The organism is Roseomonas alba (assembly GCF_019430885.1).
Lineage (GTDB): Bacteria > Pseudomonadota > Alphaproteobacteria > Acetobacterales > Acetobacteraceae > Neoroseomonas > Neoroseomonas alba.
The window spans coordinates 209,092-226,379 of sequence record NZ_JAHYBZ010000007.1; the positions used below are offsets into that span (position 1 = coordinate 209,092).

Here is a 17,288-nt window from a genome sequence, read left to right on the forward strand (position 1 = left end):
CTGCGCATTACCGCCGCCGGCCGCCCAGAATTGAATCCAGCCCCCGCAGGATATCCTGCGTCGTCCCCTGCAATTCGCGCGGCACGCCCGGGACGATCGGCGTGGGCGCCGGCACTGGCCCGTCGCCGCCCATCCGCGCCAGGCGGAGCTGATCCGGGCATTCCCCGGCCGGGTGATGGCCGGTGATCCGGCCGCGCAGCCATTCCAGCGTCGCGTCATCCCACAGTCGGTTGGCGGCAGTGTCGCGCAGCACCTGAACCAGCGCAGCAGCCGGGTCCACGCCGATCCGAGGATCGGCGAAGGTGCCGCCGATGGCGACAGGCGCGCGCACCTGTACGCCGAAGAGCTGCACATCCGGCAGCAACCGCGCGAACACCGTCTCCTCGCGCAGGTTGAAGGCGGCGGAGCCTTCGACCCGACCGGCGGAGGTTTCCAGCAGCAGGGCACGGGTATGGGCGATACCGTCCTCAGCGCTCACGCGCAGGGCGAGGCAGCGCAGGGCGACGCCCTCGCGCGGCATGGCTGGGAACAGCAGGCGCACCAGATCCGAGCCGAGCCGCAGCGCCCCGGCGTGATCCAGGCGGCCCTCGATCATGGCGAGGCCCGCCTCGCCGGACAGCGTGGCCGCGGCGGCGCGGGTCGTGCGGCCACGCGCCGTCATGTCGATGATGACCTCAGCCCGGCCTTCGAGGCTGGGCGGCTCGCCCCGGGCGCGGCGCAGCGCGGCAAGGTCGAGGCCCCGCCCGACGCTGTGCAGGGACAGCGCCAGGGCGGGCGGGTCGTTGCGCGTGTCGATCCGCAGCCGCCCCTGCACCGGGCCGCCGGGAGTGGTGACCGCCAGGGGTTCGACGAGCAGCACGCCATCCTGGTTCAGGACGGTGGTACGCAGGTCGCGCCACTCCTCGCGGGCGACGCGAACTGTGGCGGCCTGGACCGCGACCTGGCCCTGCCAGGCGGCGAGCCCGGCGAGCGGAAGCGGGATGTCGGGAATGACGCGCCGCCCGCCTTCGGTTTGCGGCAGCGCGGTGGATGGTGGCGGGGCCGCCGCGGAAGGCGGTACCGCCGCGGACGGGGGTGCAGCCGGCGGTGGGGGTGCGGCTTGTGCCGCCTCGGCCCGTCGCCGCGTGAGAGCGTCGAGGTCGATGTGGTCGGCCTGCAACTGCCCTGACACGCCGAGCGGACGACCCGGCGTGATGCGAAAACGCCCCTGGGCCGCGAGGTCGGGACCGGTGATCCGCAGCCCCTCGACCACATAGGGGCCGGTCAGCGGCGTATCCGCGCTGACATGGGCCGCAACGGTCGCCTCGCGCAGCGGCGGCGGATCGGGCAGGACCGAGGCCAGGGCGGCGAGGTCCGGTATGGTCAACCGGATGTCGAAGGCCGCGCCCTGGACGCTGCGTGGCCGTTCGATCCGGCCACTGGCCTCGGCGCGGACACCGGCAGCTTCGGCCTGGAGGGAGACCGTGAGCGGCGCCTCGGCCGCGCCGGGCAGCAGCAGTGTCGCCGGGCCCACCGTCAGTTGCGCGGTGAAGGGCAGATCGGCCTGGCTGCCGGCCATCGCGATGGCGGCCGGCTGATCCAGGGCGGGGATGGATGCCTCCAGCCGCGTCAGCCGCAGCCCCGGGCGGAACGGCGCCAGGTCGACCGCGCCGGCGCGCAGGGTCGCGGCCAGGGGCCGCCCATCGGGGCCGAGCCGAAGCTGGCCGGCGACCTCGGGCAAGGCGGGGGGCAGGGTGACGCCCGGCGCGAACGCGACGATCAGGGGTCGCAGCGCCGCCGCTTCGGGCAGGGTCGCATCCAGCGTGAAGCCGGTGTCGGGCCGCCCCGCGACGGTCAGGCTGTTCCGCCCCGTGGAGAGCGTCGCGCGCAAGGGCGCCGGGGCCGCCGGCACCGTCCCCGTTAGGTCGAACGCCACGCCCTGCACGCCGAGACGCGCGGTGATCCTCTCCACCGTCTCGCCAGCCAGGCCTTCGATGCGAGCGGCCGGCACGGTGACGACGCCCAGCCGTGGGTCCGGCAGGGTGATGCGGCTGTTGGTCAGGGTGATGACGCCGACCGTGATCGGCCGTTGCCCGGTCTCGGCGCGCGGCGCCGCGGGTCGGGGCGCCGCGGGTGCGGCAGGATCGCGCGGGGCGGGATGCATCACCCAGTTCGGCGTGCCGTCGGGCAGGCGCTCGAGCAGGATGTCGGCATCGTCGATGGCGATGCGGCGAAAGGCGATCTCCCCCCGCAGCAGGGGCAGCAGAGCGAGGCTCGCCTCCATGTGGCCGATCTTCGCCATGGGCTGCGGCGATCCGCCGGGCAGGTTGGCGAGGCTCGCGCGTTCCACCACGAGGCGCGGTGTCAGGCCGAGATGCAGCGACACGCTCCCCAGGCTGGCCAGGCGCCCCGTCGCGGCGGAGATGGCGGCGATCAGGCGCGGCGTCATCGCCCCGGCATCGAGCGCATAGGTCAGCGCGACCAGGCCGCTGCCCGCCAGCAGCACCGCGCCGGCCAGCAGGCCGACGGCCCATTTGGTCGCGCGCTTCATCCGCGGACGCGCCGGCAGGACGGCGTGCGCGGCTTGTCGAAGCCGAGGAAGGTGAAGGTTTCCTTCATATGCGGCGGCAGAGGGGCGGCGAGTTCCAGCATCCCGCCCTCCGGGTGCGGCAGGTGCAGGGCGCGGGCGTGCAGGTGCAGGGTCCGGTCGCCGAATCCTTCCGGATGCGCGGCCGCGCCGCCATACTTGCCGTCGCCGAGGATCGGGCATTTCAGCGCCGAGGCGCAGTGGACACGGAGCTGGTGCGTGCGACCGGTGAGCGGCGTCAGTTCCAGCAGCGCCGCCTGTTTCTGCGCCGAATCGATGGTGCGGAACAGCGTCACGGCGCGCGCGGCATCCTTCGAATCGGATGGCACGACGCGTTCGCCATGGCCGCCGGCGTGCTTGGCCAGTGGCATGTCGATGCGACCTTCCAACGGGTGCGGCCGGCCGACCACGATCGCCCAGTAGGTCTTCTGCGCATCGCGCCCGCGGAACGCTGCGGCGAGCTTCGACGCCGCGGCCGGCGTGCGGGCCAGCAGCAGCACGCCGGTCGTGTCGCGGTCGAGGCGATGAACCAGGCGCGGCCGCTCCTCGAAGCCGAAGCGCAGCGCATCCAGCATGCCGTCCAGGTGCTTGATGATCCCGGGCCCGCCCTGCACTGCCATGCCCTGCGGCTTGTCGAGCGCGATGACGCTGTCGTCGCGGTAGATCACCAGGCGCTCAAGCGCCGCTGCCTCCCGGGGATCGACCGGCTTGGCCTCGGCCAGGGGGGCCTGGCCCTCGGGCATGGGCGGGACGCGGATGGCCTGGCCGGGAAGCAGGCGCGTATTGGCCTCGGCCCGCTTGCCGTCCACGCGGATCTGGCCGGTGCGCAGCATCTTCTGCAGCGCACCCTGGGTGAGCATCGGGTAGTGGCGGTGGAACCAACGGTCGAGCCGAAGTTCGCCATCCGCTGGACGGACAGTGCGGGTGATCACAGGCATGGGGGGAGAATACCACGAGCAGGGGTGAGGCGATTTGAGACCTTTGTCTTTAGCCTTTCGCGGGGCTCAGCGGGAGGGGCCCTGCCCCTCCCGAACCCTCCCCGCCAAAGGCCACAGGGCCTTTGGAAACCTTGATCTGGTGCCGGGCACTTCATGCATGAAGGCCCAGGAAGCCCGTTCCTGTGCACAACGGGCGCGAAACGACGGGCATTCCTTCGGGCAAGGCGCCAAGTGATGGTTTCCAAAGGCCTCGGGCCTCTGGCGGGGTGGTTTGGAGGGGCAGAGCCCCTCCAATAGCGCCTTTCGCTCTGATAGGACCTCATTCCCACAACCACCGCACTGCACAGACGCCCGCTTTCGCGCTTGAATGCGGGCCATGACCCAGACCGCGATCCCCTGCACCCTGATGCGCGGCGGCACCAGCCGCGGCCCCTACTTCCTGGCTTCCGACCTGCCTGATACGCGGGACGGCATCGCGCAGGTGCTGCTTGCCGCGATGGGGTCGCCCGATGCGCGGCAGATCGACGGGCTGGGGGGTGCGACGACGCTGACGAGTAAGGTCTGCATCGTGTCCCCGGCCGCCAAGGGCGAGAAGCAGCAGGTCGATTACCTTTTCGCGCAGGTCTCGGTGGACAAGGCCTTCGTCGATTTCGGGCCCACCTGCGGCAACATGCTGGCGGGGATCGGACCCTTCGCGATCGAGAAAGGCCTGGTGCCGGCGCATGCGGGCGAGACCTCCGTGCTGATCCGCGCGGTGAACACCGGCGCGCTGATCGAGGCGGTGGTGCAGACCCCGGGCGGGCGCGTGACCTATGACGGCGACACGGCGATCGCCGGCGTGCCGGGCACGGCCGCGCCCATCGTGCTGAACTTCGCCGATGCGGTCGGTGGAGCGACGGGCAGCCTGATGCCGACCGGGAATGCCAAGGATGCGATCGAGGGGGTGGAGGTCACCTGCCTCGATGTCTGCATGCCGGTGGTGATCGCGCGCGCGGCGGATCTCGGCAAGACGGCGCGGGAGAGTGCGAAGGAACTCGACGCCGATCGCGACTTCATGGCGCGGATCGAGCGCATCCGCCGCGCGGCGTCGCTCGCGATGGGCATGGGCGATGCCGAGGGCAAGGTGATGCCGAAATTCGCCATGGTCGCCGAGCCGGCGGGCGGGTCGGGGATCGCGGCGCGCTACTTCACGCCCCTGGCGTGCCATGAGGCGATGGCCGTGACGGGCGGCATCTGCATCGCCACTGCCTGCATGCTGCCGGGGACAGTGGCGGACGGCCTGGCACGCATCGGGCCGAACGAGCGCGAGACCATCGTGCTGGAACATCCGACCGGCCAGATGGAGGCGGTGATCAGCACGAAGCGCCTGGGCAATGACGGCGTCGAGGTGCTGGGCGGCGGCACGCTGCGCACCGCGCGCAAGCTGATGGCCGGCGAGGTCTATATCCCCGCCCGAATCTGGGGCGGCCGGCCTACCGCCTGAACAGCCAGAAGCCGGCGAGGCAGAGCGCGCCCCCGAGCATGATGGAGACCGCGACATAGGCGATGGAGAGCGCCGGCGCGCGGTCCCACAGTATCGTCGCTTCGAGCGAGAAGGCCGAGAAGGTGGTGAAGCCGCCGAGCAGGCCGGTCACCAGCAGCAGCCGCGCGCCGCCCTCGACATCGGCACCCGCCAGCGCGCCGATCGCGAAGCTGCCGATCGCGTTCACCGTCAGCGTGCCCCAGGGGAAGGCTGCGCCAAGCCATTCGAGCGCCAGCACTGACGTCAGATAGCGCAGGACCGATCCCGCCGCACCGCCGAGGGCGACGAGCGTGACTGAGATCAGGCTGACAGCGGCCATGAATGGCGGACTCCACGCGACGCCATGAAATATTGCACAGCGAGAGACATCATGACACGGCACCCGATTGTGCCGGTCGTTTCGCCGGATTAGCGTCGCGATCACGTGATCAGGGATGGCGCTTCGGCTGAAGGCCGTCGGGAAAGCCCGGACAGACCGTCGCAACGACGCATGCGGCCCGACCCGGCATGCGCTGCGGCCGCCTGCCGTTTCCTTCCTGCGGACTATCGGCGCGTGGCCAGCCATTCCCGCTCAGCGCGAGGCAACGTCATCTGGAGGATGAACCATGAAGGTCGACGGCTACGAGAAGACCTGGTCGCTGGACCAGGGACAGTTTCTCGGGAATGACCAGTTGTTCCAGGCGCTCTACAACGCGCCCTTGTCGGACGGTAAGCGCAACGGCATCTGCACCGGCCTCTCGATGATCTGGGTTGCGCGGCGGATGATGTTCCACAACGAGACCGCCGACCAGCGCATGAGGGCGATCTACACCAACGCCGCCTTCATCTGGGGCGGCAAGTCGCAGGACATCCACGTCGCCTCGGGCACGAATGACGGCGACAGCTACACCGCGATGACCCAGATGTATGGGGAGGCCCTGAAGGCCTATTCCCTGCGGGTGGGATCGAACTGCAAGGGCGTGTTCAGCAGCGACTTCAGGAAGCTCGCCGACACGGCGACCGACGTCGCGGACCCGCCCGGCACCTATGCGCTCTGGAGCATCGGCCTGTCGACCAGCACCGGCGATGCCGGGCACATGGTCGCAAGCTACTCCTCCCACGGCTCGGTTCTGGGCGGCAAGCACTTCTACTTCTTCGACCCCAACATGGGCGAATACCGGATCAGCGCGAAGGATTCCTTCGACTTCACCTGGAACATGTTCGAGGCCTACGCTGGCGAGTTCCTTGGCGTGAACTACGTCGACGTGTTCGAAGTAGTTCGCTGACCCGTTCGTCGGGCGATGCGCTGGGTGGCGCGTCGCCCGTATTGACGCTTGTCTCAGCCGCGCCTGCGCTTGCGTCGCACCGTCTCCCAATGCGCCATGCGTTCGGCGATCGCGGCCTCGGCGCCGCGATCGGTCGGGCGGTAGAAGGATTGGCGCTGCATCTCCTCGGGAAAGTAGTCCTGGCCTGAGAAGGCTTCCTCCGCCTGGTGGTCGTATTCGTAGCCGGCGCTGTAGCCGAGTTCCTTCATCAGCTTGGTCGGCGCGTTGAGGATGTGCTTGGGCGGCATCAGGCTGCCGGTCTCCCGCGCCGCGCGCATCGCCGCACCGAAGGCGCTGTAGACCGCGTTCGACTTCGGCGCGGTGGCGAGGTGCACGACAAGCTGCGCCAGTGCGAGTTCGCCCTCGGGCGAGCCCATGCGTTCGTAGGTCTCCCAGGCCGCGATGGCGAACGGCAGCAGGCGGGGATCGGCCATGCCGATATCCTCGGCGGCGAAGCGCGTCAGACGCCGGGCGATGTAGCGCGGATCCTCGCCGCCCACGAGCATGCGCGCGAACCAGTAGAGCGCCGCATCGGGGTCCGACCCGCGCATCGACTTATGCAGGGCGGAGATGAGGTTGTAGTGCTCCTCACGATCCTTGTCGTAGAGCGCGGCACGCTTCGCCAGCAGCGTGGACAGCGCGGCGGTGTCGAGTGGCTTCGTGCGCGCCGGCAGGGCGAAGAGCTGTTCCGCCATGTTGAGCAGGTAGCGACCATCGCCATCGGCCATGGCGCGCAGCGTCGCGCGCGCGGCGTCGTCCAGCGGCAGGCTGCGTTCGGTCAGCGCCTCGGCGCGTTCGAGCAGCAGTTCCAGCGCGGCATCGTCCAGGCGCTTCAGCACCATCACCTGGCAGCGCGACAGCAGCGCGCCGTTCAGCGCGAAGGACGGGTTCTCAGTGGTCGCACCCACCAGGGTGACAGTGCCGTCCTCGACCACCGGCAGGAAGCCGTCCTGCTGGGCGCGGTTGAAGCGATGGATCTCATCCACGAAGAGCAGCGTGCCCTGGCCGTTGGATTTGCGCGCGCGAGCCTCGTCGAAGGCGCGCTTCAGATCCGCGACGCCGGAGAAGACGGCCGACAGCGCGGTGAAGCGCAGCCCCGCCGCCTCAGCCAGCAGGCGGGCGATGGTCGTCTTGCCCACCCCCGGCGGGCCCCAGAGGATCAGCGAGGCGAGCGACCCGCGCGCCAGCATGCGCGCGATCGCGCCCTCCTCGCCGAGCAGGTGGTCCTGGCCGACGACCTCGGCCAGGGTCCGCGGGCGCAGGCGGTCGGCGAGCGGGCGCGCTGCGGCTTCGCCCCGCGCGGCATCGCCTGGCGTGGCAACAGGTTCGGCCCCGAACAGGTCGGGCAGTGGAGGGCGGGGTGCCATGGGCCCATCATAGGCCGACGCCGTCCCGAGCCCCAGCCCGGCCACGGAAACGCGCGGAAGGGCGCGTTTCCGGACGGGCTGTCACAGTGCGAAGTCGCTGGCCGCCAGTGTGCCGGTGAAGCCTTCCAGGGTGAATTGCGCATCGAAGGCGAGCGCGGCATTCACATTGACCTGCACCACCGTGTTGCCGCCGACCAGCTGGGCGCGGACCTGCCCCGCCCCCGTGAAGGCGGCACTGCCGATGAAGGTGAAATCCTCGTAGGCCGGGGTGGCCGTGTTGGCGTCGATGGTCGCGAGATCGAGGATGTCCTGGCCCTTCACGAAGCCCACGACGCGGTCGCCGGTCATGTCGGTGATTGCATCCCATTCATAGCGGTCATTGCCGTTGCCGCCGACGAGACTGTCGGCGCCGGCGCCGCCCAGCAGGCGGTCATTGCCCTCGCCGCCAAGCAACGTGTCGTTGCCGGCGAAGCCGAACATCAGGTCATTGCCGTTGAGGCCGCTCAGCGTGTTGCCGAGGGCATTGCCGTCCAGGCGATTGCTCAGGAAGTTGCCTTGAGCATTGACCGCGACGCCGCCGGACAGGCTCAGGCGTTCGACATAGACGGAGTCGCTCAGCGCATAGGATACGGTCGAGACGATGCGATCGTAGCCGCTGACATTGTGGTAGCCGGACTCCCAGACCGCGTCGCCGGCATTGTCGACATAGTAGATGTCGTTGTCCTGACCACCATCCATCGTGTCCGCGCCGGCGCGGCCGTTGAGGATGTCGCGCCCATCGCGCCCGACCAGCATATCGCCCGACGCGCTGCCCAGCAGCGTGTCGTTCCAACGGCTGCCATAGACCTGTTCGACGTTGAGGATGATGTCACCGCCGTCATAGTCGCTGACATATTGGAGGGTGGTCCTGGCCAGGTCGACCTTCACCGCATCGGTGCTGTCGCGGAATTCGATCGCATCCGTGGTGCCGCCACCGCCATCGAAGGTGTCCGATCCCCGGTTGCCGCGAAAGGAATCCCGCCCATCGCCGCCGAGATGGAGGTCATTGCCGTCGCCCCCATGCATGAAGGCATAGGTCGTCCCCGGGCTTGCCAGCAGCGTGTCGTCGCCATCCTGGCCGAACATCTCATGGAAGAAGCCGCCACCCGAGGTGATCAGGTCATCCTGCGCGGTGCCGATCAGGATTTCCGCGTGGTTCCCCTGGTCGATGCCCGTGCCGCCGGGGGTGAAATAGAGGCGCGAAAGGGTGACATCCGTGCCGTAGCTGGCGTTGCTCGTGGTGAAATCGCCCTCGATGTAGGAGATCGCGCTACCGCGGAAATGGTTCACCAACCGGACGCCGGAGGAGGGGTCGCCGCGATAGTCCGCATCCTCGACGAACCAGACAACCAGGTCGGTGTCGTTGGATACGGACCAGTTGTAGCCATGGGCGTAGCCTTCGACCCGCAGCACGTCGCCGGCGCCGCCATCGACGATGGCGTCGAAGCCACTGCCCGGCGAATAGACGAAGGTATCTGCACCGAGGCCGCCGATCAGGATGTCGTCGCCGGCCAGCCCGTTGATCCGGTCGTTGCCGGCGTTGCCGTAGATGACATCGGCCGCGGCGGTACCATTCAGGATGTTCGCAGCCGCCGTACCCAGGATGTAGGCCATGGACGCTTTCCTTCGACAGGGCTGCGACGGCGGTGTCGTCCGGGCGCGACGCTAGCCTTCATTGTTGACATGCCGCCCCCGCGGATCGCGCACCGGTCCGGAGGTCTGTGCGGGCGCGGGCGCATCACGATCCAGGGAGGCCCGGATTCCGTACCCGCCCGGACCGCCCCGCCGCATCCACAACCCTGATGATGGGCGAGGAAATTCCTCGCCCACGGGTCGCGATTCGGGGCGGCGAGGGTGTCATCTCACTGTCGCTTGACGCGAACCCGGTCCGGCGCGACGGGGGCGCCATGCTCCGCCGCGCCCTGCTTGCCCTGCCCTTCGCCACGCCGGCCCTGGCCCAGACACATGACCGGCCGGTCCGGTTGGTCATAGCCTTCCCGCCGGGCGGATCGACCGACATCCTCGGGCGGCTGATCGCGCCGCGCATGTCGGAGGTGCTGAGCAGCACCGTGACACCGGAGAATCGCTCCGGGGCGTCGGGTGCCGTCGGCGCCGGGTTTGTCGCGCAATCGGCCCCGGACGGGACGACGCTGCTGCTCGATTCCGGCGGGCAGACGGTGAACCCGTTCCTGATGCGCGGGCTGTCCTTCGACTATGTCCGCGACCTCGCGCCCGTGACCTTGCTCGCGACCCTGCCGCTGATCCTCGTGGTGCGCGCCGAATTCGGCCCGGCAACCCTGCCCGACCTGCTCGCCGGGCTGCGCGCGGATCCGGCGCAGGCGCGCTACGGCAGCGTCGGGGTCGGGGCGCGCACGCATCTCGCCATGGCGCAATTGCTGCGGCGAGCCGGCATCCCCGGCGAGCACGTCCCCTATCGCGGCGGGTCTGACCAGATTGCCGGGCTGCTGCGCGGCGACGTGCCGATGGGCTTCACCTCGGTCGCGCTGGCCGCGCCGCTGATCCGCGACGGGCGGGTGCGACCGGTCGCCGTCTCCCTGGCGCAACGCGCCAGCCAGTTCCCCGAGGTACCGACCATCGCCGAGCAAGGCTTCGCCGGCTTCGCCATGGGCGATTGGCTCGGCCTGCTGGTCGCCGCCGCGACGCCGGCGCCGGTCATCGCGCGGCTCGCCGCCGCGGCCGCGAATGCGGTGAACCAGCCGGAACTGGCACCGCGCCTGGCCGCGCTCGGCCTGACGCCGGCGGCCGGCGGCCCGGCCGCCTTCGCCCGGTTCCTTGCCGAGGAGCGCGGCGTCATGGAAGCGCTGATCCGTGACGAAGGCATTCGGCTCGACAGCTAGCCCCCGGCGGGGCATGGAACTCCCGTCAATCGGGAGGATAACCGGAATGTACCGCCGCGCGCTGCTCGCCGCCGCCATCGCCACGCCCGCCATGGCGCAGGCCCCCTGGGCCCCCACCCGCCCCATCCGCCTGATCGCGCCCTATCCGCCGGGCGGCGGGGTGGACACGACGTCCCGCCTGCTCGCCGGGCCGATGGGCACCTTCCTGGGGCAATCCGTCGTGGTGGAGAACCGCGGCGGCGCCGGCGGGTCGATCGGCGCCCAGGAAGTCGCCCGCAGCGCGCCGGACGGGCAGACCATTATGGTCGATGCACTGGCTCATACGGTGAACCCGCATGTCATCCGCGGCCTCGGCTTCGATTACGCCACGGCGTTCGCGCCGATCAGCCAGGTCGTGGTGCTGCCGCAGATCCTGGCGGTGAACCCGCAGCACTGCCCGGCCAAGACGGTGCAGGAGTTCATCACCTGGGCGCGGCCGCGGGCCGGGCAGCTTTCCTATGGTTCCTCGGGCAACGCCACGGCGGCGCATCTGGCGGCGGCGCTGTTCCTGAACCGCGCGGGCCTCGAGATCACCCATGTCCCCTATCGCGGCGGCACCCCGGCCCTGCAGGATCTGCTCGGCGGAGCGATCGTCTTCGTCTTCGGCACGGTCTCGTCGACGCTGCAGCTCGTCCGCGACGGGCGCCTGGTGGCACTCGGCGTCACGACGGCGCAGCGCATCCCGCCACTGCCCGACGTGCCGACCATCGCCGAACAAGGCTTCGAAGGCTATGAACTGAACGAGTGGAACGGGCTCTATGCCCCGGCCGGCACGCCGGCGCCGGCGGTGCAGCGGCTCTACGAAGCGGCCAAGCACGCGCTGGCGGATGCGACGGTGCGCCAGCGGCTGGACGCCCTCGGCGCCATCCCGGTTGGGACGGATCCCGACGTCTTCGCGCGCTACGTCGCGGAACAGCGCGCTCTGATGGGCCGCATCGTGCGGGAAGCAAAGATCGAAGTGGGGTGAGGGCACCGATCGTGGGGCGCCGCCCTACGGGCCCGAAGATCGGGGACTGGCGACGAAGCAGAGGGGCAAGGCCCGTCCCCATCGCGTCACGAACCTCAGCTTCGATGATGGCCCGCGCGTGCGGCAGCCCCGCCCGGAACGCCGATGCCGGCGATCCGGCGTGCACGACGAATGCCCGAACGCCATGGCGCACCGGCGATGGTCAGTCGGTGCGGATCCCCGCCTCGGTGATCACCTTGCGCCAATTGACGGTGTCCTCCGCGAGCAGCGTCCGGACATCCGCCGCGCTGCCGGTCTCGGCGGCCAGGCCGATCTGCGCCATGCGCGCCTGGTAATCCGGGTCCGCGGTCACCGTCGCGAGCGCCGAGCCCACCTTGTCGATCACCGGATCCGGCGTGCCGGAGGGCGCGAACAGTGCCATCCACAGCACGGCTTCGAAGCCCGGCAGGGTCTCGGCCACCGTGGGGATGTCCGGCAGATTGGGCAGCCGCTGGCGTGACGAGATGGCCAGCGCCCGGGTCTTGCCGTCCTGCAGGGACGGCATGGCCTCCACAGGCGACTGGAAGTTGCAGTGGATGCGTCCGGCCTGGAGGTCGAGCAGCCCTTCCACCCCGCCACGGTTCGGCACGGCGGTCATCTCGATGCCGGCTCTCTGGCACAGCATCTCCGTCGCCAGATGCACCACGGTGCCGACGACGCCGCCATAGTTCAGCTTGCCGGGGTTCGCCTTCGCATAGGCGATGAACTCGGCCAGCGTCCGCACGGGCAGGCCGGGATAGACGTGGAAGACGAAGGCGCCGCGATAGACCATGCCGACCGGCGCCAGCTCCGCCCGCGGATCACGCGGCGTGAGGCGCGGCTGCAAGGTCGGGTTGATCGCGAGCGAACTGGTGCCGGCCAGCAGCGTGTATCCGTCCGGCCGCGCCTGCGCGACATAGGTCGAGGCGATGGAGGTCGCACCCCCGACACGGTTCTCCACCACGACGCGCTGGCCGATCGCCGCGCCGAGCCGTTCGGCCGTGAGCCGGGTGGCAATGTCGGTCTGCCCGCCGGCGCCATAGGCGTTGACGATGGTAATCGGACGGGAGGGGAAAACGTCCTGCGCAAGGGCCGGCGCGGCGGCGACCGGGGCGGCGAGCAGGGCGCGGCGGCCAATGATGCGATGCATGTCCGTTTCCTCCGTGTCGTTCTTGACCCTCGAGGGACAGGCGGGGGGGCAGGTCGCTGCGGGCGGCGACCTGGCGGCGCGAGGGCCGCGAAGCTGACCATGCCGGAGGCGTCCCGGGCAAGTCGCGGGCATGGGTCGACCCGCCTGCTGCGCGAAGCCCGCGCGGCGAATGGACAGTGACAACGGCAGAGGGCGACCGGGTGCTCACGCTGCTCAACACCGGGCTCCCCGCCGATGCAGGGTTCGCCATCGCCGGTGAGGGTGCCGGCGGCACGCCGCTGACGGTGCAGGCCGCCGCCGATATCTGGCCCGGACCGGGAAGGGCGGGACCGTTGCCGGCCCCGCCCTCCTGCCCCGGGGTCATGAGGAGGCGGCTTCTGCCTCCTTCCGGGTCTTCCACAGCGACCACAGGATGCCGCCCGTGATGGTGGCGAGCGTCACCCCCAACGAGATCGCCGGATCGACCTTCCCCACGATCTGGTTCCAGAAGATCTTCGCCCCGATGAAGACCAGCACCAGGGCCAGTGCATACTTCAGATAGTGGAAGCGGTGCACCATGGCCGCCAGCGCGAAGTACAGCGCGCGCAGGCCCAGGATCGCCATGATGTTGGCCGTGTAGACGATGAAGGTGTCGGTGGTGATGGCGAAGATCGCCGGCACGGAATCCACCGCGAAGACCAGGTCGGCGATGTTGATCACCACCAGGGCCAGGAACAGCGGCGTGGCCGTGCGGACCAGCGCGCCGGTCTTCGGGTCTTCCTCCTTCACGAAGAACTTCTGCCCATGCAGCCGGTCGGATACCCGCATGTGGCGGCGCATGAAGCGAACCACCGGGTTCTGCGCGATGTCCTGCTCGCCGTCATCGGCCACCACCAGCATCTTGATGCCGGTGCCGATCAGGAAGGCGCCAAACAGGAACAGGATCCAGGAATATTCCTGCACCAGCGCCGCGCCGACCGCGATCATGATGCCGCGCAACACGATCACGCCCAGGATGCCCCAGACCAGCGCCCGGTACTGGTAGGCGCGGGGGATCGCGAAATAAGTGAAAATCAGGCTGATGACGAAGACGTTGTCGATGGACAGCGCCTTCTCGATGAAAAAGCCGGTGAAGAAGGCGACCCCGGCATGGGTACCGTCCGCGGTCGTCAGGATCCCGGTCTCATGGGCCCACCAGATGCCCCCGCCGAAGATCATCGCGAAACCGATATAGAAAGCCGAGAGCCACAGGCTCTGGGCGATCCCCATCTCCCTGTCCTTGCGGTTCAATACGCCGAGGTCGAAGGCCAGCAGCGCCAGCACGACGCCCAGGAAGCCGGCCCACATCCAGACCGGCTTGTCCAACCATTCCGCCGAAAGGATATCCATCCCTCAAACTTTCCTCTCTGGCGCGGCCCGTTACCTTCGCAGGCCTTGCAGAGAGGGCCCGGACCGCGCGGTTTTCGCCACGCGATCCGACATCACGGACGCTGCCAAGAAGGGCGCGCGACCGCCAGAGGGGCCCGGATCGACCGGGGACATGGTTTCGGCGGGTGCTGGCGTCAAGACCGGTTGCGGCCGGGCGCCGGATGGCCCATGTGCATTTGCGTGGGCGCCGCCGGGACACTAGGTTGCGCCCCGTTCTGACGGAAAGGGCCGCCCCCCGAGGGGGCGGCGGCAACGGGATCGAGGCGCCACCATGGGTTCGTTCAGCATCTGGCACTGGCTTGTCGTGCTGCTCGTCATTCTTCTGCTGTTCGGCAGCGGCAAGATCAGCGGGCTGATGGGCGACCTGGCCAAGGGCATCAAGTCGTTCAAGCAGAACATCAAGGAAGACGAGAAGGACGCCTCCATGGAGGCGCAGGCCCCGGCGACCCCGCCGGCCGGCAACATCTCGGGCCCCCAGGCGGGCCAGGCTTCCGCCACCCAGGCGCAGCCGCAGTCGGGCAACCGCCCCGCGGCGTGACGCGCCTGACCGGACCGGGGCACCGGCCCGCGTCCTGACCTGCCGGCCCGCCAGGGTCGCCGCGGGGCAGGGCCGGGCCGGTGCCATGTCCGGCCTGTCTTCGGGAATACCGCCCCATGAGCTTCGAAGATGCCGCCGGCGCCATCGTCGCCGCCGGCCGGCGGATGGATGCGCTGGGCTGGGTGCCGGCCACGGCGGGCAACATCTCCGTCCGGCTCGGTCAGGATGACATCGCGATCACCCGGTCGGGCCGGCACAAGGGCGCCCTGACCGCCGCCGATGTGATGGTGGTGGACGCCGCCGGCCAGGCGCGGGATCCAGGTGCCAGGCCCTCCTACGAGACCCTGCTCCATTGCGGCATCTATCGCCGATTCCCGGATACGGGAGCGGTGCTGCACGGCCATTCCCTGGCGAATACGGTGCTGTCGCGACGCGACCGGGGGCCGATCCGCCTCGCCGGATATGAATTGTTGAAGGCATTTCCGGGCGGGCCGACGCATGACACGGCGGTCGCCGTCCCGGTGCTGGACAACGACCAGGACATCCCGCGCCTGCAATCGGCGCTCGACCGGCTGTGGGATGCCACGCCGGACGCCCCGCCGGGCTACATCATCCGCGGCCACGGGGTATATGTCTGGGGCGCTTCCATGGACCACGCGATGACGCGGCTGGAGGCGCTGGAATTCATGCTCCGCTGCCATCTCGAAGAAGAACGGAGGCCAACGCCATGAGCCTGCTGACCATCCGCGACGCCGCCACCGGCGCCGAGACCTTCCGCACCGACGACGCCGCGAAGATCGCCGAGGCGCTCGCCCCCATCGGCGTGCGCTTCGAACGCTGGCCCGTCGCCGCCCTGCCCGAAGGCGCCGAGCCCGACGTGGTGCTCGAAGCCTACCGCCCGCATCTCGACGCCTTCCTCAAGGAAACCAAGGCCGGCACGGCCGACGTCATCCGCCTGACCGCCGACCATCCGCAAAAGGATGCGATCCGGGCGAAGTTCCTGTCCGAGCACATCCACACCGAGGACGAGGTCCGCTTCTTCCACGAAGGCGCGGGCAACTTCGTCATGCATGTGGATGGCAGGATCTACGACGCGCATTGCACCACCGGCGACCTGATCTCCGTGCCCGCGAACACGAAGCACTGGTTCGATGCCGGGGAGGTCCCGCACGTCACCGCGCTGCGCGTCTTCACCGACACCACGGGCTGGACGCCGCACTACACGGGCAGCGACATCGCCGCGCGCATCCCCGTCTCGGTGGGCTGAACGCGACATGGCGCTGTCCTGCATCCTGACCGACATCGAGGGCACGACCAGCGCCATCGCCTTCGTCAAGGAAACGCTGTTCCCCTTCGCCGAGGCCGAGCTCGACGCATTCCTCGACGCGCATGAGGAAGACCCTGCGGTCGCGGCCATCATGGACGAGGTCCGGCACATCGCCCTGCACCTCGAACCACGATCCGTCCTGCGCACCTGGATGGGCGAGGACGCCAAGGTCACGCCGCTCAAAACCCTGCAGGGGCTGATCTGGCAGGCGGGCTATCTCGACGGCCGGCTGAAGGGCCATCTCTGGCCCGATGTCGCACCCTGCCTGCGCGCCTGGTCGCGCGCCGGCCTGCAACTCGCGGTCTATTCCTCGGGATCGGTCGCGGCGCAGAAGCTGCTCTTCGGCCATTCCGTCGCGGGCGACCTCTCGCCGCTCTTCACCGGCTTCTTCGACACGAAGGTGGGCGGCAAGCGGGAGGCATCCTCCTACGCCACCATCGCCGCCGGGCTGCATCTGGCGCCGGCTGACATCCTGTTCCTGTCGGATGTCGCGGAGGAGCTGGACGCGGCGAAGGCAGCGGGCCTTGCCACCTGTCAGCTCGTACGTGAGGCGGACGGCACGCAGCCCTGCGACCGCCACCCCCAGGCCGCCGACTTCCCCGCGGTCGCGCGCAGGTTCGGCCTGCCCGCCCCGGGCTGACCACGGATGCCCTACGCGGTCACGCTGCGCCTCGACGCCGAAGCGGCCGCGCCCATCGAGGCCATGTGGCGTGCCCTCGCCGATGCGGGGCTGCATGAGGACAGCCTCGCCCTCGGCTATCCGCCGCATGTCACGCTGACCATCCATCCCGATGGCGTGGACGCGGAGCGGATCGGCGCAGCGATGGCGCGCTGCGCGGCCTCCTGGGACGCGATCGACCTGCGCATCGCCGGCTTCGGCATCTTCGCCGCGCCGGTGCCGGTGCTGTACCTCGCGCCTGTCGTGACATCGACATTGCTTATGCGTCATCAGGCCCTGGCCGAGGCCTTGTCCGACCTGCCCGGCGACCCACATTACCGACCCGGCGCCTGGGTGCCGCACATCACCCTTGCGAAGGGCGGCCCCGCAACCGAAGCCGGCTGGATGGGCCAAGCCTTCGGTTATCTGGCGCCCCTGTGGTCCGGCCTGCGGCCCGGCCGCGCGGATCGCCTCGAACTCGTACATTTCCGGCCCGTGGCGGTGCTGCGCAGCCTTGTCATCCGGCCCGGCTTGGCGGCTCCCTCGACAAGCGTCTAGAAGCCCCTCAGGCCCACAGCGGAGGTTACCTG

General features: G+C 69.7%; 16 protein-coding genes. 9 read left to right on the forward strand and 7 right to left on the reverse strand.

What is annotated here, in order from left to right; genetic code table 11:
* Positions 1-7: 7 nt before the first annotated feature.
* Together KPL78_RS20150 and KPL78_RS20155 are read right to left on the reverse strand one after the other, a co-directional pair.
* Positions 8-2,530, reverse strand: coding sequence for an AsmA family protein (locus KPL78_RS20150; protein ID WP_219764792.1), 2,523 nt, complete (start codon positions 2,528-2,530; stop codon positions 8-10).
* Positions 2,527-3,504, reverse strand: coding sequence for an RluA family pseudouridine synthase (locus KPL78_RS20155; RefSeq protein WP_219764793.1), 978 nt, complete (start codon positions 3,502-3,504; stop codon positions 2,527-2,529). The genes KPL78_RS20150 and KPL78_RS20155 overlap by 4 nt, the downstream gene beginning before the upstream one ends.
* Positions 3,505-3,880: 376 nt before the next feature.
* Between KPL78_RS20155 and KPL78_RS20160 the strand changes: the two genes are divergently transcribed.
* Positions 3,881-4,987: a 4-oxalomesaconate tautomerase gene (locus KPL78_RS20160; RefSeq protein WP_255569243.1), complete on the forward strand. Its 1,107-nt coding sequence runs from the start codon at positions 3,881-3,883 to the stop codon at positions 4,985-4,987.
* On the opposite strand, the gene KPL78_RS20165 is transcribed toward KPL78_RS20160, so the two are convergent.
* A complete protein-coding gene (locus tag KPL78_RS20165; protein ID WP_219764795.1) occupies positions 4,977-5,345 on the reverse strand; it encodes a fluoride efflux transporter FluC in 369 nt (122 codons plus the stop codon). The two genes, KPL78_RS20160 and KPL78_RS20165, sit on opposite strands and share 11 nt — an antisense overlap.
* Before the next feature lie 286 nt (positions 5,346-5,631).
* Here KPL78_RS20165 and KPL78_RS20170 point away from each other — a divergent pair, with 286 nt between their 5' ends.
* The gene (locus KPL78_RS20170; protein WP_219764796.1) at positions 5,632-6,291 is read left to right on the forward strand and encodes a YopT-type cysteine protease domain-containing protein; all 660 of its coding nucleotides are present in this window, start codon (positions 5,632-5,634) and stop codon (positions 6,289-6,291) included.
* 53 nt (positions 6,292-6,344) lie between these two features.
* Here KPL78_RS20170 and KPL78_RS20175 read toward each other — a convergent pair whose 3' ends face one another.
* Together KPL78_RS20175 and KPL78_RS20180 are read right to left on the reverse strand one after the other, a co-directional pair.
* Complete coding sequence (locus KPL78_RS20175; protein WP_219764797.1) at positions 6,345-7,697, reverse strand: replication-associated recombination protein A; 1,353 nt, start codon at positions 7,695-7,697, stop codon at positions 6,345-6,347.
* A gap of 81 nt (positions 7,698-7,778) precedes the next feature.
* Complete coding sequence (locus KPL78_RS20180) at positions 7,779-9,350, reverse strand: calcium-binding protein (protein WP_219764798.1); 1,572 nt, start codon at positions 9,348-9,350, stop codon at positions 7,779-7,781.
* 293 nt (positions 9,351-9,643) lie between these two features.
* Here KPL78_RS20180 and KPL78_RS20185 point away from each other — a divergent pair, with 293 nt between their 5' ends.
* Both KPL78_RS20185 and KPL78_RS20190 read left to right on the forward strand, forming a co-directional pair.
* Positions 9,644-10,594 carry a Bug family tripartite tricarboxylate transporter substrate binding protein gene (locus tag KPL78_RS20185; protein WP_219764799.1) on the forward strand — a complete coding sequence of 317 codons (951 nt, stop codon included), beginning with the start codon at positions 9,644-9,646 and terminating at the stop codon, positions 10,592-10,594.
* A gap of 46 nt (positions 10,595-10,640) precedes the next feature.
* Positions 10,641-11,600: a Bug family tripartite tricarboxylate transporter substrate binding protein gene (locus tag KPL78_RS20190; RefSeq protein WP_255569244.1), complete on the forward strand. Its 960-nt coding sequence runs from the start codon at positions 10,641-10,643 to the stop codon at positions 11,598-11,600.
* Between the two features lie 202 nt (positions 11,601-11,802).
* Here KPL78_RS20190 and KPL78_RS20195 read toward each other — a convergent pair whose 3' ends face one another.
* Both KPL78_RS20195 and KPL78_RS20200 read right to left on the reverse strand, forming a co-directional pair.
* A complete protein-coding gene (locus KPL78_RS20195) occupies positions 11,803-12,768 on the reverse strand; it encodes a Bug family tripartite tricarboxylate transporter substrate binding protein (protein WP_219764801.1) in 966 nt (321 codons plus the stop codon).
* A gap of 360 nt (positions 12,769-13,128) precedes the next feature.
* Positions 13,129-14,136: a TerC family protein gene (locus KPL78_RS20200; protein ID WP_219764802.1), complete on the reverse strand. Its 1,008-nt coding sequence runs from the start codon at positions 14,134-14,136 to the stop codon at positions 13,129-13,131.
* Between the two features lie 310 nt (positions 14,137-14,446).
* Between KPL78_RS20200 and KPL78_RS20205 the strand changes: the two genes are divergently transcribed.
* The 5 genes from KPL78_RS20205 (at position 14,447) to KPL78_RS20225 (ending at position 17,256) form a co-directional block, all read left to right on the forward strand.
* On the forward strand, positions 14,447-14,713 hold the full coding sequence (locus KPL78_RS20205) for a twin-arginine translocase TatA/TatE family subunit (RefSeq protein WP_219764803.1): 267 nt from the start codon (positions 14,447-14,449) through the stop codon (positions 14,711-14,713).
* Between the two features lie 116 nt (positions 14,714-14,829).
* Positions 14,830-15,444 carry a methylthioribulose 1-phosphate dehydratase gene (locus tag KPL78_RS20210; RefSeq protein ID WP_219764804.1) on the forward strand — a complete coding sequence of 205 codons (615 nt, stop codon included), beginning with the start codon at positions 14,830-14,832 and terminating at the stop codon, positions 15,442-15,444.
* Positions 15,441-15,980, forward strand: coding sequence for a 1,2-dihydroxy-3-keto-5-methylthiopentene dioxygenase (locus KPL78_RS20215; RefSeq protein WP_219764805.1), 540 nt, complete (start codon positions 15,441-15,443; stop codon positions 15,978-15,980). The genes KPL78_RS20210 and KPL78_RS20215 overlap by 4 nt, the downstream gene beginning before the upstream one ends.
* A 7-nt stretch (positions 15,981-15,987) precedes the next feature.
* A complete protein-coding gene (gene mtnC / locus KPL78_RS20220; protein WP_219764806.1) occupies positions 15,988-16,680 on the forward strand; it encodes an acireductone synthase in 693 nt (230 codons plus the stop codon).
* Between the two features lie 6 nt (positions 16,681-16,686).
* The gene (locus KPL78_RS20225) at positions 16,687-17,256 is read left to right on the forward strand and encodes a 2'-5' RNA ligase family protein (protein WP_219764807.1); all 570 of its coding nucleotides are present in this window, start codon (positions 16,687-16,689) and stop codon (positions 17,254-17,256) included.
* Positions 17,257-17,288: the final 32 nt, after the last annotated feature.

Bases quoted from the DNA above. Each gene is read 5' to 3' on its own strand.
- KPL78_RS20150 (WP_219764792.1), bottom strand. From the start codon at position 2,530: ATGAAGCGCGCGACCAAATGGGCCGTCGGCCTGCTGGCCGGCGCGGTG.
- KPL78_RS20155 (WP_219764793.1), bottom strand. From the start codon at position 3,504: ATGCCTGTGATCACCCGCACTGTCCGTCCAGCGGATGGCGAACTTCGG.
- KPL78_RS20160 (WP_255569243.1), top strand. From the start codon at position 3,881: ATGACCCAGACCGCGATCCCCTGCACCCTGATGCGCGGCGGCACCAGC.
- KPL78_RS20165 (WP_219764795.1), bottom strand. From the start codon at position 5,345: ATGGCCGCTGTCAGCCTGATCTCAGTCACGCTCGTCGCCCTCGGCGGT.
- KPL78_RS20170 (WP_219764796.1), top strand. From the start codon at position 5,632: ATGAAGGTCGACGGCTACGAGAAGACCTGGTCGCTGGACCAGGGACAG.
- KPL78_RS20175 (WP_219764797.1), bottom strand. From the start codon at position 7,697: ATGGCACCCCGCCCTCCACTGCCCGACCTGTTCGGGGCCGAACCTGTT.
- KPL78_RS20180 (WP_219764798.1), bottom strand. From the start codon at position 9,350: ATGGCCTACATCCTGGGTACGGCGGCTGCGAACATCCTGAATGGTACC.
- KPL78_RS20185 (WP_219764799.1), top strand. From the start codon at position 9,644: ATGCTCCGCCGCGCCCTGCTTGCCCTGCCCTTCGCCACGCCGGCCCTG.
- KPL78_RS20190 (WP_255569244.1), top strand. From the start codon at position 10,641: ATGTACCGCCGCGCGCTGCTCGCCGCCGCCATCGCCACGCCCGCCATG.
- KPL78_RS20195 (WP_219764801.1), bottom strand. From the start codon at position 12,768: ATGCATCGCATCATTGGCCGCCGCGCCCTGCTCGCCGCCCCGGTCGCC.
- KPL78_RS20200 (WP_219764802.1), bottom strand. From the start codon at position 14,136: ATGGATATCCTTTCGGCGGAATGGTTGGACAAGCCGGTCTGGATGTGG.
- KPL78_RS20205 (WP_219764803.1), top strand. From the start codon at position 14,447: ATGGGTTCGTTCAGCATCTGGCACTGGCTTGTCGTGCTGCTCGTCATT.
- KPL78_RS20210 (WP_219764804.1), top strand. From the start codon at position 14,830: ATGAGCTTCGAAGATGCCGCCGGCGCCATCGTCGCCGCCGGCCGGCGG.
- KPL78_RS20215 (WP_219764805.1), top strand. From the start codon at position 15,441: ATGAGCCTGCTGACCATCCGCGACGCCGCCACCGGCGCCGAGACCTTC.
- mtnC (WP_219764806.1), top strand. From the start codon at position 15,988: ATGGCGCTGTCCTGCATCCTGACCGACATCGAGGGCACGACCAGCGCC.
- KPL78_RS20225 (WP_219764807.1), top strand. From the start codon at position 16,687: ATGCCCTACGCGGTCACGCTGCGCCTCGACGCCGAAGCGGCCGCGCCC.